Here is a 23,228-nt window from a genome sequence, read left to right on the forward strand (position 1 = left end):
TCAGCCGGAGGGATCAGCCGGAGGGATCAGCCGGCGAGCTTGGCCTTGACGAGGGCCGCGACCTTGCCGCCTTCCGCGCGGCCCGCGGCCTTGGCGTTGGCGGCCTTCATGACCTGGCCCATCTGCTTCATGCCCGGGCGCTCGCCCAGTTCGGCCTCGACCTCGCCGATGGCGTCGGTGACCAGCTGCGCCAGCTCGTCGTCGCCGAGCGGCTTCGGCAGGTAGCGGCGCAGGATCTCCGCCTCGCGCTCCTCGGCGTCGGCCTGCTCCGCGCGCCCGGCGCCGCGGAAGGCCTCGGCGGCCTCGTCGCGCTTCTTGGCCTCCTTGCTCACCACGCGCAGCACCTCCTCGTCGGAGAGCTCGCGCGCCTGCTTGCCGGCCACCTCCTCCTTGCCGACCGCGGCCAGCGTCATCCGCAGCACGCCGGTGACGACGGTGTCGCGTTCCTTCATCGCGGCGGAGAGGTCCGCCCGCAGCTTGTCCTTGAGCTCGGCCATGTGTTGATTATCGCGCTGAGCGCGCACGCGGTCCGCCGCGGGCACGCGTGTCGTCGTAGGGTTGGTGGGGTGAAAAAGTTCGGGCGATTTCTGCTCAGCGCGAGCGCTCTCGGCGCCGCGACGGTCACCTACTCGGCCGCGATCGAACGGCGGCACTGGACGCTGCGGCAGGTCTCGCTGCCGGTGCTCGACGAGGGCACTGCCCCGCTGCGGGTGCTGCACATCTCCGACCTGCACATGACGCCGAACCAGCGGTCCAAGCAGCGGTGGGTGTCCGACCTGGTGGACCTCGACCCGGACCTGGTGGTCAACACCGGCGACAACCTCGCGCACCCGCAGGCGGTGCCCGCGGCGCTGCGCGCGATGGGGCCGCTGCTGGACCGGCCCGGCGTGTTCGTCTTCGGCAGCAACGACTACTTCGGTCCGACCGCGAAGAACCCGGCCCGCTACCTGCTGCCCTCGGCCAAGACCAAGCGCATCCACGGCGAACCGCTGCCGTGGCGGGACCTGCGCGCGGCGATGGCCGAGCGCGGCTGGCTGGACGCCACGCACCGGCGCCACGAGATCGAGGTCGCCGGAGTCCGCATCCACATCGCGGGCCTGGACGACCCGCACCTGCACGCGGACCGCTACGACCTGATCTCCGGCCCGCTGCCCGAAGGTGTGCAGCTGCGCCTCGGCGTGACGCACTCCCCCGAGCCGCGCGTGCTGGACAGCTTCGCCGAGGACGGCTACGACCTGGTGCTGGCCGGGCACACCCACGGCGGCCAGCTGCGCCTGCCGGGCTACGGCGCGCTGGTGACCAACTGCGATCTCGATCGCGCCCGGGCGCGCGGCGCGTCCACCTGGGGCGAGCGGATGCACCTGCACGTCTCGGCCGGGCTGGGCACGTCGCCGTACGCCCCGGTGCGCTTCGCCTGCCCGCCGGAGGCGACCTTGCTGACTCTGCTGCCCCGCTCCGAAAAACCGGCCCTGAACAGCGAAAACGCCAGTAAGAGGACCCCCTTCGGAACCGGCGAAAGCGTCCGGTAAGCTATCTTCAGCGGTTGGGGCGAGCACCCGAGATGCTCCTCCGCTGAAGGATCGGGGTGTGGCGCAGCTTGGGAGCGCGCTTCGTTCGGGTCGAAGAGGTCGTGGGTTCAAATCCCGCCACCCCGACGCAGAGAAGGGCCTTGGCCGGAAACCGGCCAAGGCCCTTCTCCTGTTTCTAGGCAGGTTCGGCCAGGAAGGTTCGGGCTGCTTCTCTGATGGCCGGTGGGTCGAAGCGGCTCTGTTGCCAGGTTTTCGTGCGGAGGGCTCCTCGGTCGCGGTAGGCGCGCATGATGCGGACGTGATCCGCTCGGGCCACGAAGCGGTGGAGGTCCGCTTCGGTTCGCCACACCGAGATCGCGCCTGATCGGGGGCGCCGGAGGTCGGGCGTCAGCCACAGCCACATCCCGATCGCGCCTTCGAGGCCCGGCCACGTCTTGCGGAGGGCCATCCCGCGGGTTGCGACGCCGAAGGCCGTCCGCGGTCGGTGCGGCGTGAACTCGGTGACGCTCACGATCACCGGATCGCCGCTGCTCGCGAAGGCCCTCGCAGCCCCGGGCTTCCAGCGCGCGAACCAGATGTCGGTCATGGTGGCTCCTCGGCAAAAGAAACAGCACGGTCGTTCGTGCTTGTTTATACGCAAGTGACCGCACGGTCGTCCACCTTTTCTCGCTAGACTCGGCCGCTCCCGAGGCAGGAGGTGGGCACGTGGCCGATCGGCGGATCGAGCGCGGCAACCGGACCCGTCAGCTGGTCCTGCGGCGCGCCGTGGACCTGGCTTCCGTCGAGGGCTTGGACGGGCTGTCGCTCGGGCGCCTCGCCGGCGAGCTCGAACTGAGCAAGAGCGGCGTGTTCGCGCTGTTCGGATCCAAGGAGGACCTGCAGCTCGCCACCATCGGCGCCGCCACCGAGGTCTTCGTCGAGCACGTGATCGAGCCCGCCAACGCCGCACCGCCGGGCATCGACCGGTTGTGGCGCACCTGCGACGGCTGGCTGACCTACTCCCGGGACCGGGTCTTCCCCGGCGGCTGCTTCTTCTACGCCGCCTCGGCCGAGTTCGACGCGCGCAGCGGCAAGGTCCACGACGCGCTGGTCGCCGCCCGCGCCAACTGGTCCCGCCACCTCGAACGGACCGCGCGGGACGCGCAGCGGGCAGGCGAAGTGGCACCCGGCACCGACATCCCGCAGCTGGTCTTCGAGCTCGCCGCGTTCCTGGAGATGGCCAACGCCGAATCGGTGCTGCACGACGAATTCACCTGCTACGACAAGGCTTCCCGCGCCGTGCTGAACCGCCTGCGCGCCGCGGCGACCGACCCGGCGGCGCTCCCGGAGTGACGGCGGTTCCGGCACGTCCGCGTGCTGCCCGTCGAACAGCCGCGACGGCGAACGCCGACCCGGGAACAGCCGAATCTCCACCAACCATATCGGTACACCATGTACCGTTATGGTCATGACCACGACACCCGCCGAATGGCCGTCCGGACTCGACGTCGCGCAGGTCCGGGTGGCCCGGCCCACCGACCGGCTCGCCGAAGTCGAGCAGTTCTACGCCGAGGTCATCGGCCTGCCGGTGATCGGCCGGTTCGAGAACCACGCCGGTTACGACGGTGTGATGCTCGGCCTGCCCGGCACCGGCCACCACCTGGAGTTCACCTCGCACGCCGACGGCAGCCCGTGCCCGGCACCGACCGCGGAGAACCTGCTGGTCCTGTACTTCCACGGCGACGCGCGGATGTACGACGTGGTCGAGCGACTGGCCGAGGCCGGGCACGAACCGGTCCCGGCGGAGAACCCGTACTGGGCCGGCGTCGGCGCCCTGACCTTCGAGGATCCGGACGGCTGGCGGGTCGTCCTGGTACCCGCACCGGTCTTCTAGGGTCCGGCGCATGGCCCGCACCAGAGAAGCCCGGATCGACGACGCCGTCCTGGCCGCCGCGGTCGATCTGCTCAGCGACGTCGGCTACCGGCAGCTGACCATGGGTGCGGTGGCGGCCAGAGCCGGCGTCCACCGGCCCGCGGTGTACCGGCGGTGGCCGTCCAAAACGCACCTGGTCGTCGACGCGGTGGCCCGCCGGATGGGGCTGACTCCCACGCCCGACACCGGAGACCTGCGCAACGACCTCGTCACCGGCATGTCGACGCTGGTGCGCGCGCTGTCGGGAACACCGCTGGGTCATGCGCTGCCCGGGCTGATCGCCGACCTCGCCTCGGACACCGAGCTGGCCACCGAGTTCCGCCGCCGCGTCTTCGACGCGCGCCGGGAAACGACCGCCAACGCCTTGCGCTCGGCGATCCGGCGGGGCGAGATCCAGCCCGACACCGATGTGGAGTTCGTCCTCGACGCCCTGGCCGCGCCCCTGTACTACAGCGTGCTGTTCGGGCACCGGCCGCTCACCGACGACCTCGCCGAGCAGTCCGTCGACCTCGTCCTGGCGGCCATCCGCGTGCGATGACACCCCGGTGCGGCCACCGGCCTGGTCGCCATTCCGGGTCATTCCTCCTGGGCCGGTGCGCTCAGCGCGGCGAGAACGGCCTGGATGGCCAGGGCCACCGGCCCGATCGGTGGCAGATCGGGCCCGGCTCCGAACGCGATCGCACCGGCCCACGACACCCCCAGGGCAGCCACCAGCACGGCGAGGTAGCGGAGGAGGAACCGGCAGGCCGCCGAGGAGGTCCGCAGCGACCGGGCCATGGTCACCGCGACCGCGCAGAACAGCACGCAGCTGAACAACCACATCGCGTACAGCGTCAGCTTGGGGCCGGTAGCGGTGTCGCTCGCCAGCAGCTCGGCGGGCCAGGACATCAGCGTGCCTTCGACGGTGTGGAAGACCGCGTTGAACACGGCGTTGACCAGCGCGACCCACAGCAGCACCAGTCGTCCTCGACCGCGGCGGGGCCGAGTCGCCGGAGCACCTGGAGATCGGGCCGGGCGGGCCAGCCAGGCCAGGACCGCGACCGCTGCGGGCAACGCCCATTCCGGAACCGAAAGCGGCCCGCGCACCACCCAGAGGCCGGTCACCGCGTACAGCACCGCTTGGGATCCGTTCAGCAGCGCAAGACAGCCGAGCACCGGCCTGGTCACGGACGCCGACCGGTTCCGCAGCAGCACGAGGACCAGGGGGTAGGTCCAGAAGATCGCCGTCATGCCGTGCCACATCATGCGCAGCGCCTGCCGGGACTCGGCGGGAGCGTCGCTTGCCATCAGCGCTTCGATGACCGGTTCGGTCTGCACGAACGTGCGCAGCACCGCGGTCACCGTCGCCAGGGCCACGGCGGTGACCAGCGCCCACATCCGCAGAAGAGACGCCGCCTCGCTCGAATCCGCCCTCGTCTTCAGCGGGTTGCTCATGTCATCCCCTCGATCCGACCGACAAGGCGGAACCGCTAGTTACGGAACCAACGGTTTCGATACTCGTGGTCTCGTATGATGCACACATGCCTGCGCGGAATCAAGCTCGGAACCAGGGGGGCCGCCCTCGGGACAGCCGCGTCGACGACGCCATCGCCTCCGCTGTTCTGGAGCTGCTGAGCGAGGTGGGGTACGCGCGGCTCACGATCGCCGAGGTGGCCGCAAGAGCCGGCGTGGGCAAGGCCGCGATCTACCGGCGCCACGCCACGAAGCAGGAAATGATCTTCGACGTCCTCGTGCAGGGCCAGTTCCTGGACGTGGCGCCCGACAACGGATCCCTCCGCGCCGACCTGGCGGCCGTGCTCGCCGACATCGCGGACAAGATGGCCGCCCCGCCACCGGGAACGCTTCCCGGCCTGCTCGCCGACATCCACGCCGACCCCGTGCTGCTCGACCGGTTCGACGAGAAGTACCTCGGAGCCCAGCGCCGGACGCTCGCGGAGATCCTGGACCGCGCGGCCGCGCGCGGCGAGGTCGCCACCCGGCCCGACCCGACCGCCCTCAACGCCCTGCTCGTCGGCCCCGTCTTCGCCTGGCTGTTCCTGCTGTCCGAATCCCCCGACCGGCTCCCCGCGCTCACCTCCGCGCTCCTCGACGCGGCACTCGCCCTCACCGGGCCTTCCGGCAGCGGGACGCCCGACCCCGGTCCGCCGGACTAGACCCGCGACCACGCGACGGCGGTTTCCCGCCAGCTTCCGCACTGTTCCGGCGCGACGATCGAGGCATGACATTCCGCGTGCTGCCCATCGAAACCGGCGTGCTGGACGAGCTCCGCAAGTCCGATGACGCCGGGCGGGAACCACGGGTCCACATCGAGGACGACGAGTACGGACAGCCGCTGCGGTGCTGCTTGCGGCGGAGCAAGCCCGGCGAGCGGCTGATGCTCGTCGCCTACGCCCCGCTGCGGCGCTGGGCCCGGGACAACGGCGCCGAACCCGGACCGTACGAAGAAGTCGGGCCGGTCTTCATCCACGCCGAGACCTGCGACGGGCCGGAGAACCCGGAGTGGCCGGAGGCGCTGCGCGGCAGCCGCCGGGTGCTCCGCGCCTACAACGGCAACGGCGAGATCCTCGGCGGCAGCCTGCTCGACGGGCGGACCGAGCTCTCCGAGCGCACCGCCGACGACCTGCTGCGGGACCCGGAGGTCGCGCTGGTGCACGTGCGGGCCGTCGAATTCGGCTGCTTCCTGTTCGAAGTTCGGCGCTGATCGCCTGTCGCGTCCGCAGGTCGTGGGGCCATCGGGCACTATCGACGGGGTGAGCACCTACCCCGAGGCGAAGATCCCCGAGAAGCTTTTCGACGACCCCGAGCGGGAGGCTCGGTGGCGGGCCCGCTTCAGCGCGCCGCGCGTGTCGTTGCCGGACTGGGCGCGCGATGCCCCGCAGCGCAGCCTGTACGTGTCGAACTTCAGCGGCACCTGGGAGCTCTACGCGTGGGACCGCGACGCGGACAAGCACCGCCAGGTCACCGACCGCCCGAACGGGACGTTCCACGGCACGCTGTCCGCCGACGGCGAGCAGATCTGGTGGTTCGACGACACCGACGGCGACGAGTTCGGCAGCTGGCGGGTCGAGCCGTTCGCCTCGGGCGAGGCCCGGCCCGCGCTGCCCGGCACGCACCCCGGCTACCCGGCAGGCCTGGAGCTCGGCCGGTCGGTGATCGGCATGGGCATGTCCACCGATGACGGCGTGACGGTCTGGGTGGTGCGCGACGGCAAGCCCGAGGTGCTCTACGAGCACGAGCAGGACGGCGGGCTGTCCGCGATGTCCTGGGACGAGTCGATGCTGGTGATCTCGCACTCCGAGCACGGCGACAGCCGCCACCCGGCGCTGCGGGTACTGCGCACCGACGGTTCCGAGGTGGCCGAGAAGTGGGACGGGCCGGGCAAGGGGCTGGACGCGCTCGCCTTCGCGCCGGTCACCGGCGATCCCCGGCTGCTGGTGCTGCACGAGCGCCGCGGCAAGGAGGAGCTGCTGATCTGGGACGTCGTCGCGGACAGCGAGACGGAGATCGAGCTCGACCTGCCCGGTGAGGTCTCGGCCGACTGGTACCCGGACGGCGAGGCGCTGCTGATCGCGCACACCCACCACGCGCGCACCACCATGCACCGCTACGACCTGGCCGCGAAGACCCTCACCGAGCTCGCCACGCCGCCGGGCACGGTGGCGGGCGCGTCGGTGCGGCCGGACCACGCCGTGGAGTACGTGTGGTCGTCAGCGGCGACGCCGTCGCTGATCCGCACGGTCTCCGCCGACGGCGAGGACCGCGTCCTGCTGACGCCGCCCGGTGACCGGCCGCCGGGTTCGGAGGCCCTCACCGACGTGTTCGTGGAGGTCCCGTACGGGCCGAACGACACGGTGCACGCGCTGGTGGCGCGCCCGGCCGGTGCTCCCGACGGGCCGCTGCCGACGGTGTTCAACCTGCACGGCGGCCCGCACGCGGCGGACGAGGACCGGTTCTCGGCCTACCGCGCGGCCTGGCTGGACGCCGGGTTCGCCGTGGTGGAGATCAACTACCGGGGCTCCACCGGGTACGGCTCGGCCTGGCGCGACGCCATCGAGGGGCGGCCGGGGCTGACCGAGCTGGAGGACGTCGCGCGGGTGCACGACTGGGCGATCGAGGCCGGGCTCACGACGCCGGCGCAGAGCGTGGTCGCCGGCGCGTCCTGGGGCGGGTACCTGACGCTGCTGGCGCTGGGCACGCAGCCGGAGCGCTGGGCGGGCGGTGTCGCCGGGGTCCCGGTGGCCGACTACGTCTCCGCCTACGCCGACGAGATGGAACCGCTGCGGGCCTACGACCGCGCGCTGTTCGGCGGCTCGCCGGAGGACGTGCCGGACGTGTACGAGAAGGCGTCGCCGATCACCTACGTCGACCAGGTGAGGGTGCCGACGCTGGTGCTGGCCGGGGACAACGACCCGCGCTGCCCGATCCAGCAGATCCTGAACTACCTGGACCGGCTGGGGCAGCGGGACGTCCCGTTCGAGTTCTACCGCTACGACGCGGGCCACGGCTCGCTCGTGGTGTCGGAGACGCTGCGCCAGGTCGCGGCGGAGATCCACTTCGCCCGCCGCGCCGTCGGCCTGGGCTGAGCGCTGAGCGGTGGGCCGCGGTTCCGATCGCGGCCCACCGCGGGCAGTCACAGGGCTTCGGCCCGGACGACGTCGAGGTCGTGGAAGGTGGGCCCCTCCTCGCAGAGGTCGCGCATCTTCCGGGACAGCGCGTCGGTCTCCGGCAAGCGCGAGTTGCGCATCGCTTCCTCGTAGGACGGGAACTCCACGAACTCGTAGTAGATCCCCGGCTTCTCGTGCTCCTGGGTGAGCACCGTCCGCGTCGCGGTGCGCTTGCCGCCGGTGGCCTCCTCCCACTCGTCGAGCAGGTCGCCCAGCTGCTCGCGCTTGCCCGTCTTGAACTCGATGAGCTGCACGAAGTTCATGCCGTCCGGTCCCGTGGCGTGCTCGTCCTCCAGCAGCCCCCGGATCTGCTCGCGCAGCTGCGGGGTGTCGTCGTGCTGGTGCACCGACACGGCGTGCTCCACCGCGGCGCGGAGCACCTCCGCCTCCTCCCCGACGAGGGTGAGCGTGCAGCCGGACTCGCTGGGGAACCTGCGGCAATCGGCTACCTTCCTGGCCATGGCGGCTCTCCTGTCCTGCGGCCGGAGTGGCGCAGCCATCCCAGCTCGCGCTCGTACTGCGGGTCGGGGTGGGTCGCGACGCCCTGCACCAGCGGGGCGCGCACGTGCGCGGCGGGCCAGAACCACTCGGCTCGGCGCACCACCAGCCCGGCCAGCTGCACCTGGATCAGCACTTCGACGTTGAGGCGGCAGCGGCGAGTTCCGCGGAGCATCTCCTGCGCCTTGTCCTGGGCCTGCCCGACCACGCCTGGCGCACGGGTGTGCTCGAGGAAGAGCAGCTGGCCGATCGGGCGGAGCACGCGGCTGATCTCCAGCAGCACTGCGCGCGGTTCTTCCGCGCAGCACAGCGAGAACCGGTTGACGACCACGTCGAAGGCGCCGTCCGGGAACGGCAGCCGAGCCGGGTCCGCTTCGACCTGATCCGCCGCGAGGTCACCTCGGGCGCGGCGCGCTTCGGGCGTGGCGCCGAGCAGGGCCAGGTACCGGATGTGGCGGTAGCCGAGCAGGTCTTCGGGGGCGAACGCGCCGATGTCGAGCACCTGGCCGGCCGCGCGCTTGCCGGTGAGGGCCCGGAACCGGTGGAGCACCCCGACCGGTGCGGGCACGTCCGCCCGCTTGTAGTGGCACCGCACGCGCACGGCGCGGGCCTGCGACTCCATGTCCGCAGCATGCGCGCCGCGCAGGTCTCCTACCAGGGGATTCCGGCCCACCGACTGGTCCGTTCCGGTGGTGGTGCTGGTCAAGTTTTGATCGAAAACGCAAGAATGGTGGCCATTTCACTCAACACCGAGCAGGCGAGGTGGGGAAATGGCAGGCGTCAGCAGACGGGGCTTCCTGGGCGCGGTCGGCGTCGGTGGTCTCGCCCTCGGCATGTCCGTCGGCACCAACCGGGTGCTCGCGCAGGCGCAGGAGCGGACCGGGTTGACCGTGCGCGGCGACGAGTTCCTGCTCGGCGGCGAACCGTTCCGGATCATCGCCGGGGAGTTCCACTACTTCCGCACCCACCCCGACCAGTGGCGGGACCGGCTGCTCCGGATGCGCGCGCTCGGCCTCAACACCGTGGACACCTACGTCGCGTGGAACTTCCACGAGCCGCGGCGCGGCGAGGTGGACTTCACCGGCTGGCGCGACGTGGTGCGCTTCGCCGAGCTCGCCGGCGAGGTCGGGCTGAAGGTCGTCATCCGGCCCGGCCCGTACGTCTGCGCCGAGTGGGACTTCGGCGGCCTGCCCGCCTGGCTGCTCGCCGACCCCGACCTGCCGCTGCGCTGCGACGATCCGGCCTACCGGGAGCTGGTCGACGCGTGGTTCGGCGAACTGCTGCCGCGGCTGGCACCGCTGCAGGCCACCCGCGGCGGCCCGGTGATCGCGTTCCAGGTGGAGAACGAGTACGGCAGCTACGGCAACGAGCAGCAGCACCTCGCGCACCTGCAGAAGACGCTGCGCGGCAACGGGATCGACAGCCTGCTGTTCTGCTCGAACGGCCCGTCGGAGTACATGCTGCGCGGCGGGAACCTGCCGGACGTGCTGGCCACGGTCAACTTCAGCGGCGATCCGACCGAGCCGTTCGCCGCGCTGCGCCGCTACCAGCCCGAAGGCCCGATCTGGTGCACGGAGTTCTGGGACGGCTGGTTCGACCACTGGGGCGAGCAGCACCACACCACCGATCCCGTCCAGACCGCCGCGGACGTGTCGAAGATGCTGGCCGCCAACGCCTCCGTGACGCTGTACATGGGCGTCGGCGGCACCAACTTCGGCTGGTGGGCGGGCGCGAACTACGACGACGCCGCCGACCGGTACCAGCCGACGATCACCAGCTACGACTACGACTCCCCCATCGGCGAGGCCGGGGAGCTGACCGAGAAGTTCCACCGGATCCGCGAAGCGATCGCCGAGCACGCGCCGGTGCCCGGCGAACCGCTGCCAGCGCTGCCGCCCCGGCTCCGCGCGCAGAGCGTGCGGCCCGACGCCTCGGTCGGCCTGCTGGAATCCCTCGACGTGCTGAGCGAACCGGTGCACCGGTCGGCGCCGGTGCACATGGAGGCGCTGGGGCAACCGCACGGCCTGATCCACTACCGCACGCGCATCCAGGGCCCGCGCGAGACGGCGGGGATCAAGGTGCGCGGGCTGGCCGACCGGGCGCTGGTGTTCGCCGACGGCGAGCTGCTCGGCACGCTGGACCGCAACGAGCCGCAGGGATCGGTGGAGGTGCCGGTGCCCGGCGAGTCCGTGCGGCTGGACCTGCTGGTCGACCCCGGCGGCCGGATCAACTTCGGGCACCGGCTCAACGATCCCAAGGGCATCACCGACCGCGTGCTGCACGGCGCGCAGGCCCTGTTCGGCTGGGAGATCCGCCCGCTGCCGCTCGACGACCTCACCGGCCTGCGCTTCCGCCCCGGCACCACCACCGGGCCCGCCTTCCACCGCGCGACGCTGCGGATCGGCGAGCCCGCGGACGGGTTCCTCGCGCTGCCGGGCTGGACGAAGGGACTGGTGTGGCTGAACGGGTTCCTGCTCGGCCGCTACTGGTCGATCGGCCCGCAGCGCACCCTGTACGCACCGAGTCCACTGTGGAGGAACGGGGACAACGAGCTCGTGGTGCTCGAACTCCACGAACCCGGCAGCACCCTCGAACTCCGCTCCGAGCCCGACCTCGGTTGAGCGGTCAGCGCAGGTCGAGGCGGTAGTCCAGCTCGTCGAGGTGCTGGCCCCACTGGCGGACGGACCTCCGCTCGGTGCAGCGGAAACCGGCGTCGAGGTAGAGGTGCGCGGCGGCTTCCAGCTGACCGACGGTCGAGAGCAGGATCCGCTCGAAGTCGCGTTCCCGCGCGTACTCCAGCAAGGCGCGGATCAGGCGCTTGCCGACGCCGGAACCGCGCACCTCGGGCGAGACCAGGAACCACCGCAGCTTCGCGGTGCCCGCCCCTTCGTCGGTGAGGCCGACGGTGCCCACGACCTCGCCGTCGCGCTCGGCGAGCCAGAGCCGCCCCGGTTCGGCACCCGGCTCGTCGCGGGCTTCGCCCAGCGCCTCGGCGAAAGCGGCCAGGCCCTTGGCGACGTGCGCTTCGAAGCGTTCGTCGAAGGAGTGCTCGCGCGCGTAGAAGCTGCCGTGCATGGCCAGCACGGTGCCGAGGTCGCCGGGCCTCGGGCCGACGCGAACGGTGATCTCGGAAGGCATCTCAACTCCCGCCGGTGAAACAGTCGTTTCACTCGTACGCTAGCAGTCCGACCGACACCGGAACAGAAGGCGACGATGACCGAGCGGGACACGGGACGCCGGAGCGAACTGCTCGCGAAGCTCCTGGACTACTCCGCCACGCACGGCCTGTCCGAGGTCTCGCTGCGCCCGCTCGCAGCCGCGGTCGGTTCCAGCCCGCGGATGCTGCTGTACTTCTTCGGATCGAAGGAAGGCCTGGTCCGCGAGGTGCACCGGCACGCACGCGACGTCCAGCTCCAGCTGCTCGCCGACACCCTCGCCGACTGCCACGACCGCACCGAGGCGCTGCGCGCGCTGTGGCGGTGGCTGAGCTCCGCAGCGCACCACGACGTGATCCGGTTCTTCTTCGAGAGCTACGCGCGCTCGCTGCGGGGCGGCGCCTGGGAGGGCTTCGGCGAGGCCAGCGTCCGCGAGTGGCTGCCGCCGCTCCAGCGCGCGCTCGGCGGCTCAGAGGCGGAGGCCACGCTGGTGCTGGCCGCGCTGCGCGGGCTGGTCCTCGACCTGCTGGCCACCGGTGACGCGGCGCGCGTGGACAGCGCGTTCGAGGCCCTGCTCGCCAACATGTGAAATAGTCGCTGACGCGGAATATCTGCCTCCGCGTGCTTGTCCGTGTCTGACGTGAGCCATCTCTTCGAACCGATCAAGCTGCGCGACCTCGTCATCCGCAACCGCGTGTGGGTCTCCCCGATGTGCCAGTACTCGGCGACCGACGGCGTGCCCAACGACTGGCACCTGGTGCACCTCGGCCAGTTCGCCACCGGCGGTGCCGGGCTGGTCATCTCCGAGGCGACCGCCGTGGTCCCGGAAGGCCGGATCAGCCCGCAGGACACCGGCCTGTGGAACGACGAGCAGGTCGCCGCCTGGCGGCGCATCAACGACTTCCTGCACGCGCAGGGCGCGGCCACCGGCGTGCAGCTCGCGCATGCCGGGCGCAAGGCGTCCACCTCCGCGCCGTGGGAGGGCGGCCAGACCGTTCCGGCGTCCGAGGGCGGCTGGGAGACCGTGAGCTCCACCGCCAACGCCTTCGGCACCAACGCCGCGCCGCGCGCCCTGACCGAAGCCGAGGTCGCGGAGCTGCCCGCCCAGTTCGCGGCCGCCGCACGCCGGGCCGAGGAGGCCGGCTTCGACGTGGTCGAGCTGCACTTCGCGCACGGCTACCTGGCGCACCAGTTCTACTCGCCGCTGGTCAACGACCGCACCGACCGCTACGGCGGCGACTTCGACAACCGGGTGCGGGTGCTGCTGGAGATCACCGAGGCGGTCCGCGAGGCGTGGCCGGCGGACCGGCCGCTGTTCGTCCGGATCTCGGCGACCGACTGGGTCGAGGGCGGCTGGACCGGCGAGGACTCGGTGCGGCTGTCCCGGCTGCTGGCCGAGCGCGGCGTGGACCTGGTGGACGCCTCCACCGGTGGCGCGGTGCCGAAGGCGGACATCCCGATCAGCGCGGGCTACCAGGTGCGGTTCGCGCGCCAGGTGCGCAACGAGGCGGACGTCCCGACGGCGGCCGTCGGCCTGATCACCTCGCCCGAGCAGGCCGAGGAGATCGTCGCATCGGGTTCGGCGGACGCGGTCCTGCTCGGCCGCGAGCTGCTCCGGGACCCGCACTGGCCGCTGCGCGCGGCCGACCGCCTGCACGCGGACAACATCTGGCCGAAGCAGTACGAGCGCGCCCGCCGCATCTGACCGGCGGTTCGAGGGGATATTCCGAGGTGGCGGGCGCCTTCGCCGGCGGCGCCCGCCACCGCACAGCACGTCCATTGTGGATTCACCCGGGAGCTTTCCGCCGAAGTTGACCGGGCTGGGCCCGACTCGCGTAATCTCGGCTCAGGAATCCGCCGGACGTGAAGATGGACATGCGTACAACACCAGTCACAGCAGCCGCGGCGCTGGCCCTGACCGGCCTGCTGCTCTCGGGGTGCGCGACCGCGGACAGCGACGCTCCTGAATCGGAGGCGGAACCGCTGGTCGGACCGTCGCTGACCGGGTTCGACCCGTGCTCGGCGCTCTCCCAGAGCGATCTCCAGCACGTCGGCGTCACCCAGCCCGGGGAGCAGGTCGACGAGAACGGCGAGATCGGCTGCGACTTCCGCGGCGACGACGAGTTCCTGCTGCGCATCTCGAAGGCGGAGACCACCGACATCGCGGCCTGGAAGCAGCAGCGCGGTGGGTTCAGCAGCTTCGAGCCGAACACCGTCGGCGCCCGCGAGGCGATCAGCGCGGTGCCCGCCGGAGCACCGGAGTTCTCCTGGTGCAGGCAGATCATCGCCGTCGGCGACGGCTCGGTCTCGGTGGAGATCAAGTACAACGCCGACACCGGGCGGGCGGACCCGGAAACCTGCGCGAAGGCACTGGACATCGCGCAGGTCCTGGAGCCCGCCCTGCCCTGACCCGGGATCAGCGTCCCGGAGCGGTCACGACGCGAGCTGCGACTGCCACATCCAGTGCGCCTTCTCCAGCTCCGCGGCGATGGCGATGAGCAGGTCCTGGGTCACCAGGTCGGTCTTGTCGGACTCGTCGATGCGGGCGCGCAGGCGGCGGATCAGCTCGCCGAGCGACTGGACCATCGCCTCGATCACGGCCTTGTCGCTGCGCCAGTCCGACTCGAACTTCGGCAGGCCGGAACCCGACGCCACCGTCGCCGCGCGGCCGTCCGGCGATACGCCGATGGCCGCGGCGCGCTCCGCGACGTCGTCGGCGAAGCCGCGCGCGGTGGTGACCAGTTCGTCGAGGTGCAGGTGCACGTCGCGGAAGAAGCGCCCGACGACGTTCCAGTGCGCCTGCTTGGCCACCAGGTGCAGGTCGATCAGGTCGAGCAGCGTCGCCTGCAGCAGCTTGCCGGTGATGTCCTGGTCCTGGTCGTTGAGCGGGCTGGTGATCGGAGCCATGAGCGGTACAACCTCCTCGGACGCGAGGTGCTTCACCTCTGAGGGTGCTGCCTCCCGGGCACCGACGCACTTCGAGGAGCAGTCACGTGCGTCACGGCCACTCCGCTACCCGCACCGCCACGCAGGACGAGCCCGGAAACTCCGGAGGGAGATCAAGAGGCGAAGTCGACGACTTGGCGGCCGATGGTGCGCAGGACGTTGGCGACCTTCTGGTCGGCGCACTCGCCGCCGGACTCGAACTGCGTCTCCGCCGAGTTGACCGCGCCGCCGAGCGGCGTCGGCCAGCCGCGCAGCGCGTGCACGACGGAGCGCAGCGCTTGCAGCGTGGTGACGGTGGCCTGCCAGCCGTGCGCGATGCCGATGCAGCCGACCGCGCGTCCGTCCAGGTAGGGGCGCTCGTCGCCGCGCAGGTCCTCGGCGTAGTCCAGGGCGTTCTTGATCAGGCCGGAGACGGTGCCGTGGTAGCCGGGCGAGGCGAGGATGACTCCGTCCGCGTTGCGCAGTGCGTCCACCAGCTCCAGCGCGTTGTCGGTGCGCTCGGTCAGCTGCGGGTCGTAGAACGGCAGCACGAGGCTGCTGCCGGTGATCGCGTGGACCTTCGCACCTGCTTCGCGGGCGCCCGCCAGCGCGGCGTGCAGGGCGCGCTCGGACTGCGAGTCCGGTCGTACCGAGCCACCGATTCCCACCACGGTCAGCGTCATGCGCAAATCCTTCCACCCGCTCGCCGCGCCTGTCTTCCGGCGGACGGGGTCACGCTACGACTTCGAGTCCGGTCGAGGTCAAAGCGGAACGTCGGTGTCTTGAAACACACCTACTTGCAGGTAACCTCAAGGACGCCCTGCTGCCTCCCGGGAAGGCCCACGATGTCCAAGGTCCGCGAACTCGTGGAGGCCGCGGCGCTGCGCGGCGTCTTCGCGCTGCCCCGCCCCGCCCGACGACTCATCGCCGGGCGGCCCATCCGCCTGGACGGCCAGGAGCTCGCGCTGGACGCGCAGCTGCTGCTCAAGCTGCAGAAGCTCAGCGGGCAGGAGCGGCTGTCCGCGCCCACTCCGGAGCTCGCGCGCGAGGGCATGCGCCGGGCCACCCGCCTCGTCACCACGTCACAGGTGAGCGGCGTCGTCGTCGCCGACCGGACGATCCCGACCGAGGACGGCTCCCTGCCCGCCCGGCTGTACCGGCCGCGCGAGCTCACCGGCACCAGCCCGCTGCTGGTGTTCTTCCACGGCGGCGGCTGGGTCATCGGCGACCTGAACAGCCACGACGACGTGTGCCGGTTCCTGGCCAAGCACGCGGGCATCCGGGTGCTGTCGGTCGGCTACCGGCTGGCCCCGGAGTTCCGGTTCCCGACCGCGCTGGACGACAGCCTCGCCGCCTACCGGTACGCCGTCGACAACGCCGCCGAGCTGGGCACCAGCCGCGATTCGATCGCGGTCGGCGGGGACAGCGCGGGCGGCAACCTGGCGACCTCGGTCGCCCTGCACGCCACCCGCTCGGAGCTGGCCGACCCGGTGTTCCAGCTGCTGATCTACCCGACGGCGGACGGCACCACGCGCCGCCGCTCGCGGGAGCTCTTCGGCACCGGTTTCCTGCTCACCGACGCGGACATGACCTGGTTCATCGACCACTACCAGCCCGACGTGGAGCTGCGCGCCGATCCGCGCCTGTCGGTGCTGCTGGCCGAGGACCTGAGCGGGATGCCGCCGGCCTACGTGGCCACGGCCGGGTTCGACCCGCTGCGCGACGAGGGCGAGGAGTACGCGCAGCGGCTTGCCGACTCGGGCGTGCCGGTGATCAGCCGCCGGTTCGAGGACCTGATCCACGGCTTCGTCAACGCGCGCCAGGTGGCTCCCCGGTTCCAGGAGGCGCTCTTCGAGATCGTCGGCGCGCTCCGCGCGGGGCTGTCGCTGCGGAAGGCCTGAGAACCGTGAGCGCTTCGGGGTGCTGCAACACCCCGAAGCACTCACGACAAGGGCGGCGGAGGCGTGGAGGGGTCTGCCAGCCACGCCCTCGCCCGAGCGCGTGCGGATTCGGATATCCGATCGCTGATGTCGGCGAGCGTGACCGCGCGCAGCGAATCCCGCCAGGCCCGATCCGCGTCGAGCATGATCCGCGCAACGGGGCACGGCTCCGCGCACCGCTCCCGCGGCACCGCGCAGACACCGCGCTGCCGGATCTCGGTGCACACGAACGAAGGCGTGGCACCCTCGATCGCTTCGACGACGTCGAGCACGGTGATCTGCTCCGGCGCCCGGGCCAGGCGGAAGCCACCGCGCGGCCCCGGACTGGCGACCAGCACACCCGCGCGCACCAGTGATTTCAGGTGCTTGGCGAGGTAGGCCTCCGGCAGGTCGTAGTACCCGGCCAGGGTGCGGCGCGAAGCCAGATCGCCGGCGTCGGCCTCCGCGAGGGTCACCGCGCAGTGCAGCGCCCACTCCACGCCCTGCGACAGCTTCATACCCGGAACCCTACTTGGCCGACATCATGGATAACGAATATCCATGATATCTATCTATCCATGATCCGAAGCGCCGAGCGCTCGCAGCTCGCTCCGCGGGCAGGCCGCCCCGCCGCACGCCAGTGGTTCGCCCTGGGAGTCGCCCTGACCGGCACCTTCCTGGCGACGTTCGACCTGTTCGTGGTGAACATCGCCGTTCCGTCGCTGCGCGCGGACCTGCGCGCCGGTGACGCGGCCGTCGAGCTCGTCGTGTCCGGCTACGCCTTCGCCTACGCGGCCGGTCTGGTGACCGGTGGGCGCCTCGGCGACCGGTTCGGCTACCGGCGGACGTTCGCGCTCGGCATGGTGGCCTTCACCGCCGCCTCGCTGCTGTGCGGGATCGCCGCGACGCCCGGTCAGCTCGTCGCCGCGCGACTGCTCCAGGGACTCGCCGCCGCCGCGATGGTTCCGCAGGTGCTCTCGCTGATCACGGTGACGTTCCCGGCCGAGCACCGGGGCCGCGCCACCGCCTGGTACGGCGCGGTGAGCGGGATCGCCGCGCTGGCCGGGCAGATCCTCGGCGGGATGCTGCTGGCCTCCGGGCTCGGCTGGCGGATGATCTTCCTGGTCAACGTCCCGTTCGGACTGGTCGCCGCGGCGCTGGCGGCACGCCGGCTGCCCGCGGGCAGCGGCCGGATGGCGCGGTTCGACCCGATCGGCGCGGTCACGGTGTCGCTGACCCTGGCAGTGGTGCTGGTGCCGTTGGCGGTCGGCCGCGAAGCCGGTTGGCCCTGGTGGACGTGGGCGTGCCTGGTCGCGGCCGCACCGATCGGCCTGCTGGCGGTGCGCACGCAGCTGGGCCTGGCGCGGCGCGGCGGGGAGCCGATCATCGACCCGCGGCTGTTCGGCAACCGGCGATACCTCGCGCTGCTCGTCGCGAGCGCCCTGTTCCAGCTCTACTTCGGGGCGCTGATGTTCACGCTGACCATGCTGCTGCAGGGCAAGCTCGGGAACAGCCCGGTGACCGCAGCGCTGGTCTTCCTGCCGCAGGGCGTGCTCTTCACCATCAGTTCGATGCTCGGCGGACGGCTGGCCGCCCGGTACGGTGTCCGGGTGCTGCTGAGCGGTGGGGGCATGGCGATGGCCGGGCTGGTCGCGCTCGCCGGAACGCTGGCGGCCACCGACGGGCAACTGCCGAGCTGGTGGCTGGCACCGCCGCTGGCGCTCGTCGGGCTGGGCAACGGTTTCCTGCTGCCTCCGCTGATCGGCGCGGCGTTGGCCCAGGTGCGACCGGAGCAGGCCGGTGCGGCGTCCGGCGCGTTCACGACCACCCAGCAGTTCGCGAACGCGCTCGGCGTCACCGTGCTCGGGACGCTGTTCTTCGCCCTGGCCGGGCCCCGGTTGGTCACCGCCGACATGGCCACGGAGGTCCTGTGCGCGGTGTACGTCGTGCTCATCGCAGCCGCACTCGTGCTCATCGGAGCCCGCGGCAGGGAGGGAGCAGCCTGATGCGCAAGGCCGTCGTCGTCGGTGGCGGGATCGGGGGTCTGGCCACCGCCGCCGCGCTGGTCCGGCACGGCTGGCGGGTGGAGGTGCTGGAACGGGCACCGGAGTTCGCCGAGGTCGGCGCCGGGATCTCGGTGTGGCCGAACGCGTTGCGCGCCTTGGACGCGCTGGGGCTGGGCGATGCGGTGCGCGAACGCTCGGTGCTGTCCGGGCAAGCGGGTTTCAAAGACTCCGACGGCCGTTGGCTCTCGCGCGTGGACACCGCCGAGGTCCAAGCGCGCTTCGGGCCGATGGTGATGCTGCACCGCGCCGAGCTGCTCGACGTTCTGCGCGCCGCAGTCCCGCCTGAAGCTCTGCGCAGCGGGATCGAGGTGCAGCGGGTGCGGGCGGACGGGACCGTCGTGCATTCCGCCGGGGAATCCGGGGCCGATCTGATCGTGGGAGCCGACGGCATCCGCAGCGCCGTCCGCACCTCGGTCTGGGGCGGTTCTCCCGCTCCGCGCTACGCCGGTTACGCCGCCTGGCGGATGATCACCGCGCCGGTCGAGATCGAGGACAGCGGTGAGTCCTGGGGTCGCGGCGAGCGGTTCGGATTCGCGTCGCTGCCGGACGGGCGGGTCTACTGCTTCGCGGTGGCCAACGCCCCGGAGGGCGCCGCTCGCACCGGATTGGCCGAGCTGGAGCGGCGATTCGGGTCGTGGCACGAACCGATCCCGGCTCTCCTCGCCGCCACGAGCGAGGATTCGGTGCTGCACCACGACCTGTACGAGATGCCGCCGCTGCGCACCTACGTGGCGGGCCGGGTCGCGCTCGTCGGCGACGCGGCACACGCGATGACGCCCAACCTCGGCCAAGGAGCCTGCCAGGCGCTGGAAGATGCGGTCGTCCTCGCGGAGACCGCGACCGGCGCAGACCTTTCGGCCTACGACCGGGAGCGCCGTCCTCGCACGCAGCAGATCGCGAAGCGCTCCCGGCAGATCGGCGCGATCGCGCAGTGGTCGTCGCGGCCCGCCGTGGCGCTGCGCAACGCGGCCCTGCGCTTGGCACCGAACTCGGCCTCGCTCCGCTCGCTGGAGCCGGTCCTCGACTGGCACCGCTGAAGCCACTGCAGACACCTGCCGCGCTCGTCCAGCCCCGTTCCCAGGAAGATTCCGCCCTGGAACGGAGACGCTTGCAGCGCTGCGCGGGCGCCGGTATCAGAGGGCGCTTTGGCGTGCTCGCACGTCGATTCGCCCATTCACAACAGCGATCACACATCGGTGATCAGAATTTCGCCGCTCCTGGTGATCCGAGATATTTTTCCGAGCTCTCGGGTTTCTCGGTGCGCTCCGCAGCCGCCGCGCATCCCACGAGTCGACCTGGCCGTCAGGCTCGGTTGTCTCTGCTAACCCGGCATTCTCGGCCGTCGTTGTCCTTGTGCGCGGGGAATTTGCCGTTCCGATTCAGGGTGAACCGCCGGTCGCAGCCTGGGCACCGCCGACGGCTGCGAGGGCGAGCGCACCGCTCCACACGGACGGCGAACCGCGTAGTTCCCGAGGCCGGGCAGCGTTTCTGCGCCCAGCCGATCAGGGGGATGTCTTCGAGGTAGTGGACCGGCACCGTGCCGGCCTTGGTCTTCCGCATCGGCAGGCAGCATTCCGAACAGTGCACCCCGGCCCCCTTGTCCCGTCGACACCTGCCTTTCGGATCATGCCCGGTTCGGTCGCGGTCGAGCAGCGGCCAAAGGGGGGACTACGGTCGAGTGCCCATGCAGCAGCTCAGGCTGATCTCGGGCGGATTTGGCTCGACCAGTGGGTTTGGTTCTGTGCTGTCGTACAGCAGCGTCCCTGGCCGACCTGTGGCCCGTGTTGGACGCGGTGCACGACCATGCGAGCGTCCCTGCGGTCGACTGACCATGAGGTGGGACTCGCTGGTCGTTCCCGCCCAGAGCATCGCCGACCTCCTGCCCGCCCTGGACGACTGATGATCTTAGTGAACCCGTGCGCCATCCGGGCCGAGTCCTCGCCGGCTCAGGGACGTGGTTCGACCGCGTTCGGCGGAGGCCGTCCAGAACCCTTTGACAGGTCGGGTGCGCCGCCGTAAGCGACCGCAGGTCACCAAATACGGCGACGCTATGGCGCCACGAAGCGCTCACGGTTCCTGCGGGAACCGGAGCCGACGGTGGCGGCGTTCGGTCGCTACTGGCCGAGGAGTTGGCGGAGGCGGTTCAGGAGGTCTTCCCTGCTGGTCGCGCCCAGGCGTTGCTTGATGCGGCTGATGTGGTGCTCCACCGTTTTCGCCGAGATGAAAAGGCGCTTGCCGACCTGCTTGTAGGTCAGGCCCGCCAGGACCAGCTCTGCGACTTCCTTCTCCCGCTCGCTGAGCATTCCGTTCTCGTCGCCGCCAACCGCTCGCGGGCGAGGAGGTTTGCCCTGCAGCGCCCGGGCGCATTCCAGCAGCGCCAGCATCGCGCGGCGGTCTGCGGTCCGGATCGCCGCTTGCCCCGCCAGCCTCGCTCCGTCCCAGGCGAGCCCGGCCGCGTGGAGGGCTCGGGCGGTTCGCTCCGCTTCGTCCTGGTCCACCCGACCGTCGAGGATTCCCAGCCACACCCGGGCCGCTTCGGCCATCGCCGCCGCCAGCGGGTTGTGGTGGGCCATGCCGGCGAGTTCCGCCGCGCGCTGCTGGGCCGTGTCCAGCTCGTCGAGGACGATCGACGCCTGGAGGCGCTTCCAGGTCAGCATCGAGGTCCACAGCGGCGGGTTGCCCAGGCGGTCGAGCAGGGCCAGCGCTTCGGTCAGGTAGGGCTCGATCCACTCCTGGTCGCGCAGGCGGGCCGCGGCGATCAGGAGTTCGCCCAGCGGGAGCAGGGAGAACAGGTCCACCGAGTGCTCCGCGACGACCTGGCGGGCTTGCCCGCGGGCGGCCGCGAGGGCGGCCATGTCGTTGTCGCGGCTGGCGATCCCGGCTTCGATCGCCGTCGCGACCAGGCGGTCGCGGGCGGTCATCTCGCCCTTCGGGAGCTTCGCCCGCGCGGCCACCGTGTCGCCTCGCACCAGCGGCAGCCACGCCGCCAGCAGGCGGTGCCGGTGGTGCAGCAGCGGGCCTCCCGTGCCGGTGTCGATCGCCCGGTCCAATGTGGACTGAGCGACGTCCAGCTCACCGCAGTGCAGGGCGACCAGGGCGGCCACCGAGGCAGGCGAGTCGGGCAGCAGCACGCCGCGCCCCACCGGTTCCGACAGCGACGCCGAGCGCACCAGCGTGGAAAGCGCGATGGAAGCCGATCCGGTGACGGACTCCCGCACGCCGGCGGCCAGTTGCACAGCGGCGCCGGTCATCGACGTCGGCGGCCCGGCGTCGTCGGAGGAGTTCAGCAGCTCGTCGGCATCGGCCAGCCGACCGGACCCGATCAGGCCGACGGCCGCGAAAGCCCGGTCGCCCGGCCAGCGCAGCCGCCCGACCGACCAGCGGCACATCTCCGCCGAGCGCTCCAGCAATCCGCGCTGGGCCAGCACGCTCGCCGCGACCTGCACGCCCAGCTCGCGGTCCGGCACCGCCGCGTCGACGATCACCTGATCCGCCAGCCGCAGCGCCTCGTCCAGCTCACCCGCCACGGCCGCGGCCCGCGCCCGCCGCGCAGCGACAGAAGTGGCGGGAGCACCCGCCGACACCGCCGCGTCGAACAGGCGCGGGGCCAGCTTCGGCGCATCCAGCATCGCCTCTTCGCCGGCCTGCTCGAACGCCTTGGCCAGCGTCGCTTCCGGGAGCAGCGCTATCTCGGCGCCCAGCAGCGGACTGACCAGGGGCAGCACCGGGCCGCCCCGGGCCAGCTGCGTTTCGACCAGGCGGCGGGTCACCCGGAGCCGCCGCTCCCACGGCGTCAACCGCAGCACGGCAGCGCGCACGATCGGCAGCAGCACGTCGTTCGCCGCCACCAGCCCACCGGCGCGCACCGCCAGCAGCGCGGCGCCGACCGCGGCGGCGTCGAGGTCGAGCAGCGACGCGAGCAGATCCGGGTGCGGTGTCGCGCCGACGGCCATCGCCGTCACGCACGCCTGCCCGGCCTCGCCGAGCTGGTCCAGGTCGTGCTGGAACTGGTCGAGCGCCCGCGCGGGCAGCTGCATGACGCCCGGTTCGACGGTGCTCAGCACGCGGCTGACGTAGCGGGGAACGCCGCCGGTCTGCGCGTGCAGCCAGCGGATCCAGTCCGCGGAGGCGGTCCCGACCTGCATCGCCAGCTCTTCCGGGCTGAGCGCGGAGAGCAGCACCGGCGCACCGAGTTCGCCGATCAGCTCGGCGAGCGCATCGGGCCGCGGGCCCGGCCGGTAGGCGACCAGCAGGCGGGCCCCCGGCTGCCGGGCGAGCTCGACCAGCCGGGCGAGCACGGGCTCGTCGAGGCGGTGCGCGTCGTCGACCAGCACCGCGCCCTCGTCCGCGCGGTCCAGGTCGGTCGCGCCGAGCACCGGGACGCCGGCGGCGCGGTAGGCGTGCGCCAGCTCGGCCAGCAGCGCGGTCTTGCCGTAGCCGCCGGGGCCTTGGACACCTGCGGTGATCGGCGCGGACGGGGAGGTGGCGACCGCCGACCGGAGCCCGGTCGCGTGCCCGTCGAGCAGGGAGGTCGTCGAGTGGTTCACGCCTGCCGTCCTT

At 71.7% G+C, this 23,228-nt stretch carries 24 protein-coding genes and 1 tRNA gene; 15 read left to right on the plus strand and 10 right to left on the minus strand.

From position 1 onward, the window contains the following. Positions 1-26: 26 nt before the first annotated feature. On the minus strand, positions 27-497 hold the full coding sequence (locus C4T78_RS20755; protein WP_093356043.1) for a GatB/YqeY domain-containing protein: 471 nt from the start codon (positions 495-497) through the stop codon (positions 27-29). Positions 498-566: 69 nt separating this feature from the next. Between C4T78_RS20755 and C4T78_RS20760 the strand changes: the two genes are divergently transcribed. Both C4T78_RS20760 and C4T78_RS20765 read left to right on the plus strand, forming a co-directional pair. Then, positions 567-1,529 (plus strand): metallophosphoesterase, encoded by a 963-nt coding sequence (locus C4T78_RS20760; RefSeq protein WP_093356045.1) that lies wholly within the window; start codon positions 567-569, stop codon positions 1,527-1,529. Between the two features lie 52 nt (positions 1,530-1,581). Next, a tRNA-Pro gene (locus C4T78_RS20765) sits at positions 1,582-1,655 on the plus strand. Between the two features lie 49 nt (positions 1,656-1,704). Here the strand turns inward: C4T78_RS20765 and C4T78_RS20770 are convergent. Beyond that, positions 1,705-2,115 carry a hypothetical protein gene (locus C4T78_RS20770; RefSeq protein ID WP_093356047.1) on the minus strand — a complete coding sequence of 137 codons (411 nt, stop codon included), beginning with the start codon at positions 2,113-2,115 and terminating at the stop codon, positions 1,705-1,707. A 119-nt stretch (positions 2,116-2,234) separates the two neighbouring features. Here C4T78_RS20770 and C4T78_RS20775 point away from each other — a divergent pair, with 119 nt between their 5' ends. The 3 genes from C4T78_RS20775 to C4T78_RS20785 all read left to right on the plus strand — a co-directional run bounded on the left by C4T78_RS20775 (position 2,235) and on the right by C4T78_RS20785 (position 3,979). Beyond that, positions 2,235-2,861 carry a TetR/AcrR family transcriptional regulator gene (locus C4T78_RS20775; RefSeq protein ID WP_093356048.1) on the plus strand — a complete coding sequence of 209 codons (627 nt, stop codon included), beginning with the start codon at positions 2,235-2,237 and terminating at the stop codon, positions 2,859-2,861. A 115-nt stretch (positions 2,862-2,976) separates the two neighbouring features. Continuing rightward, positions 2,977-3,402, plus strand: coding sequence for a VOC family protein (locus C4T78_RS20780; RefSeq protein ID WP_093356316.1), 426 nt, complete (start codon positions 2,977-2,979; stop codon positions 3,400-3,402). Positions 3,403-3,412: 10 nt separating this feature from the next. After that, positions 3,413-3,979, plus strand: coding sequence for a TetR/AcrR family transcriptional regulator (locus C4T78_RS20785; RefSeq protein ID WP_093356051.1), 567 nt, complete (start codon positions 3,413-3,415; stop codon positions 3,977-3,979). A gap of 38 nt (positions 3,980-4,017) precedes the next feature. Here the strand turns inward: C4T78_RS20785 and C4T78_RS20790 are convergent, their stop codons facing one another. Continuing rightward, the gene (locus tag C4T78_RS20790) at positions 4,018-4,875 is read right to left on the minus strand and encodes a hypothetical protein (RefSeq protein WP_143185944.1); all 858 of its coding nucleotides are present in this window, start codon (positions 4,873-4,875) and stop codon (positions 4,018-4,020) included. An 86-nt stretch (positions 4,876-4,961) separates the two neighbouring features. Between C4T78_RS20790 and C4T78_RS20795 the strand changes: the two genes are divergently transcribed. The 3 genes from C4T78_RS20795 (at position 4,962) to C4T78_RS20805 (ending at position 8,024) form a co-directional block, all read left to right on the plus strand. After that, positions 4,962-5,594 (plus strand): TetR/AcrR family transcriptional regulator, encoded by a 633-nt coding sequence (locus tag C4T78_RS20795; protein ID WP_093356056.1) that lies wholly within the window; start codon positions 4,962-4,964, stop codon positions 5,592-5,594. Positions 5,595-5,659: 65 nt separating this feature from the next. Then, positions 5,660-6,142: a DUF1203 domain-containing protein gene (locus tag C4T78_RS20800; RefSeq protein WP_093356060.1), complete on the plus strand. Its 483-nt coding sequence runs from the start codon at positions 5,660-5,662 to the stop codon at positions 6,140-6,142. Positions 6,143-6,191: 49 nt separating this feature from the next. After that, on the plus strand, positions 6,192-8,024 hold the full coding sequence (locus tag C4T78_RS20805; protein WP_093356062.1) for a prolyl oligopeptidase family serine peptidase: 1,833 nt from the start codon (positions 6,192-6,194) through the stop codon (positions 8,022-8,024). Between the two features lie 47 nt (positions 8,025-8,071). On the opposite strand, the gene C4T78_RS20810 is transcribed toward C4T78_RS20805, so the two are convergent. Both C4T78_RS20810 and C4T78_RS20815 read right to left on the minus strand, forming a co-directional pair. Then, the gene (locus C4T78_RS20810) at positions 8,072-8,566 is read right to left on the minus strand and encodes a DUF1059 domain-containing protein (RefSeq protein WP_093356063.1); all 495 of its coding nucleotides are present in this window, start codon (positions 8,564-8,566) and stop codon (positions 8,072-8,074) included. Continuing rightward, positions 8,551-9,309, minus strand: a complete 759-nt coding sequence (locus C4T78_RS20815) for a class I SAM-dependent methyltransferase (protein WP_235863705.1) — start codon at positions 9,307-9,309, stop codon at positions 8,551-8,553. The genes C4T78_RS20810 and C4T78_RS20815 overlap by 16 nt, the downstream gene beginning before the upstream one ends. Before the next feature lie 64 nt (positions 9,310-9,373). Between C4T78_RS20815 and C4T78_RS20820 the strand changes: the two genes are divergently transcribed. Then, on the plus strand, positions 9,374-11,224 hold the full coding sequence (locus C4T78_RS20820; protein WP_093356069.1) for a glycoside hydrolase family 35 protein: 1,851 nt from the start codon (positions 9,374-9,376) through the stop codon (positions 11,222-11,224). Positions 11,225-11,228: 4 nt separating this feature from the next. Here the strand turns inward: C4T78_RS20820 and C4T78_RS20825 are convergent, their stop codons facing one another. Further along, on the minus strand, positions 11,229-11,741 hold the full coding sequence (locus C4T78_RS20825; protein WP_093356071.1) for a GNAT family N-acetyltransferase: 513 nt from the start codon (positions 11,739-11,741) through the stop codon (positions 11,229-11,231). A gap of 75 nt (positions 11,742-11,816) precedes the next feature. On the opposite strand from C4T78_RS20825, the gene C4T78_RS20830 reads away from it, so the two are divergent. The 3 genes from C4T78_RS20830 to C4T78_RS20840 all read left to right on the plus strand — a co-directional run bounded on the left by C4T78_RS20830 (position 11,817) and on the right by C4T78_RS20840 (position 14,167). Continuing rightward, a complete protein-coding gene (locus tag C4T78_RS20830; protein ID WP_093356072.1) occupies positions 11,817-12,347 on the plus strand; it encodes a TetR/AcrR family transcriptional regulator in 531 nt (176 codons plus the stop codon). Between the two features lie 51 nt (positions 12,348-12,398). Continuing rightward, the gene (locus C4T78_RS20835) at positions 12,399-13,463 is read left to right on the plus strand and encodes an NADH:flavin oxidoreductase/NADH oxidase (protein ID WP_093356073.1); all 1,065 of its coding nucleotides are present in this window, start codon (positions 12,399-12,401) and stop codon (positions 13,461-13,463) included. Between the two features lie 170 nt (positions 13,464-13,633). Beyond that, positions 13,634-14,167, plus strand: a complete 534-nt coding sequence (locus tag C4T78_RS20840) for a DUF3558 family protein (protein ID WP_177247711.1) — start codon at positions 13,634-13,636, stop codon at positions 14,165-14,167. A gap of 24 nt (positions 14,168-14,191) precedes the next feature. On the opposite strand, the gene C4T78_RS20845 is transcribed toward C4T78_RS20840, so the two are convergent. Next, positions 14,192-14,665: a Dps family protein gene (locus C4T78_RS20845; protein ID WP_093356077.1), complete on the minus strand. Its 474-nt coding sequence runs from the start codon at positions 14,663-14,665 to the stop codon at positions 14,192-14,194. 152 nt (positions 14,666-14,817) lie between these two features. Continuing rightward, on the minus strand, positions 14,818-15,366 hold the full coding sequence (locus C4T78_RS20850) for an NADPH-dependent FMN reductase (RefSeq protein ID WP_093356082.1): 549 nt from the start codon (positions 15,364-15,366) through the stop codon (positions 14,818-14,820). A gap of 162 nt (positions 15,367-15,528) precedes the next feature. Here C4T78_RS20850 and C4T78_RS20855 point away from each other — a divergent pair, with 162 nt between their 5' ends. Next, a complete protein-coding gene (locus C4T78_RS20855; RefSeq protein WP_093356085.1) occupies positions 15,529-16,584 on the plus strand; it encodes an alpha/beta hydrolase in 1,056 nt (351 codons plus the stop codon). A 41-nt stretch (positions 16,585-16,625) separates the two neighbouring features. Here the strand turns inward: C4T78_RS20855 and C4T78_RS20860 are convergent, their stop codons facing one another. Then, positions 16,626-17,120 carry an RrF2 family transcriptional regulator gene (locus C4T78_RS20860; RefSeq protein WP_093356088.1) on the minus strand — a complete coding sequence of 165 codons (495 nt, stop codon included), beginning with the start codon at positions 17,118-17,120 and terminating at the stop codon, positions 16,626-16,628. Positions 17,121-17,180: 60 nt separating this feature from the next. Here C4T78_RS20860 and C4T78_RS20865 point away from each other — a divergent pair, with 60 nt between their 5' ends. Next, on the plus strand, positions 17,181-18,608 hold the full coding sequence (locus C4T78_RS20865; RefSeq protein ID WP_093356090.1) for an MFS transporter: 1,428 nt from the start codon (positions 17,181-17,183) through the stop codon (positions 18,606-18,608). Continuing rightward, a complete protein-coding gene (locus C4T78_RS20870) occupies positions 18,608-19,705 on the plus strand; it encodes an FAD-dependent monooxygenase (protein WP_093356094.1) in 1,098 nt (365 codons plus the stop codon). The genes C4T78_RS20865 and C4T78_RS20870 overlap by 1 nt, the downstream gene beginning before the upstream one ends. A gap of 1,077 nt (positions 19,706-20,782) precedes the next feature. Here the strand turns inward: C4T78_RS20870 and C4T78_RS20875 are convergent. Continuing rightward, the gene (locus C4T78_RS20875) at positions 20,783-23,215 is read right to left on the minus strand and encodes a LuxR C-terminal-related transcriptional regulator (protein ID WP_235863706.1); all 2,433 of its coding nucleotides are present in this window, start codon (positions 23,213-23,215) and stop codon (positions 20,783-20,785) included. Positions 23,216-23,228: the final 13 nt, after the last annotated feature.

Source organism: Saccharopolyspora kobensis (assembly GCF_900108315.1).
GTDB classification, from domain to species: domain Bacteria; phylum Actinomycetota; class Actinomycetes; order Mycobacteriales; family Pseudonocardiaceae; genus Saccharopolyspora; species Saccharopolyspora kobensis.

Excerpts from the sequence above, each read along its gene's own strand:
- C4T78_RS20855 (WP_093356085.1), top strand. The coding sequence starts at position 15,529 with ATGTCCAAGGTCCGCGAACTCGTGGAGGCCGCGGCGCTGCGCGGCGTC.
- C4T78_RS20810 (WP_093356063.1), bottom strand. The coding sequence starts at position 8,566 with ATGGCCAGGAAGGTAGCCGATTGCCGCAGGTTCCCCAGCGAGTCCGGC.
- C4T78_RS20860 (WP_093356088.1), bottom strand. The coding sequence starts at position 17,120 with ATGAAGCTGTCGCAGGGCGTGGAGTGGGCGCTGCACTGCGCGGTGACC.
- C4T78_RS20845 (WP_093356077.1), bottom strand. The coding sequence starts at position 14,665 with ATGGCTCCGATCACCAGCCCGCTCAACGACCAGGACCAGGACATCACC.
- C4T78_RS20830 (WP_093356072.1), top strand. The coding sequence starts at position 11,817 with ATGACCGAGCGGGACACGGGACGCCGGAGCGAACTGCTCGCGAAGCTC.
- C4T78_RS20790 (WP_143185944.1), bottom strand. The coding sequence starts at position 4,875 with ATGAGCAACCCGCTGAAGACGAGGGCGGATTCGAGCGAGGCGGCGTCT.
- C4T78_RS20850 (WP_093356082.1), bottom strand. The coding sequence starts at position 15,366 with ATGACGCTGACCGTGGTGGGAATCGGTGGCTCGGTACGACCGGACTCG.
- C4T78_RS20870 (WP_093356094.1), top strand. The coding sequence starts at position 18,608 with ATGCGCAAGGCCGTCGTCGTCGGTGGCGGGATCGGGGGTCTGGCCACC.
- C4T78_RS20840 (WP_177247711.1), top strand. The coding sequence starts at position 13,634 with ATGCGTACAACACCAGTCACAGCAGCCGCGGCGCTGGCCCTGACCGGC.
- C4T78_RS20785 (WP_093356051.1), top strand. The coding sequence starts at position 3,413 with ATGGCCCGCACCAGAGAAGCCCGGATCGACGACGCCGTCCTGGCCGCC.
- C4T78_RS20825 (WP_093356071.1), bottom strand. The coding sequence starts at position 11,741 with ATGCCTTCCGAGATCACCGTTCGCGTCGGCCCGAGGCCCGGCGACCTC.
- C4T78_RS20820 (WP_093356069.1), top strand. The coding sequence starts at position 9,374 with ATGGCAGGCGTCAGCAGACGGGGCTTCCTGGGCGCGGTCGGCGTCGGT.
- C4T78_RS20865 (WP_093356090.1), top strand. The coding sequence starts at position 17,181 with ATGATCCGAAGCGCCGAGCGCTCGCAGCTCGCTCCGCGGGCAGGCCGC.
- C4T78_RS20755 (WP_093356043.1), bottom strand. The coding sequence starts at position 497 with ATGGCCGAGCTCAAGGACAAGCTGCGGGCGGACCTCTCCGCCGCGATG.
- C4T78_RS20780 (WP_093356316.1), top strand. The coding sequence starts at position 2,977 with ATGACCACGACACCCGCCGAATGGCCGTCCGGACTCGACGTCGCGCAG.
- C4T78_RS20795 (WP_093356056.1), top strand. The coding sequence starts at position 4,962 with ATGCCTGCGCGGAATCAAGCTCGGAACCAGGGGGGCCGCCCTCGGGAC.
- C4T78_RS20770 (WP_093356047.1), bottom strand. The coding sequence starts at position 2,115 with ATGACCGACATCTGGTTCGCGCGCTGGAAGCCCGGGGCTGCGAGGGCC.
- C4T78_RS20800 (WP_093356060.1), top strand. The coding sequence starts at position 5,660 with ATGACATTCCGCGTGCTGCCCATCGAAACCGGCGTGCTGGACGAGCTC.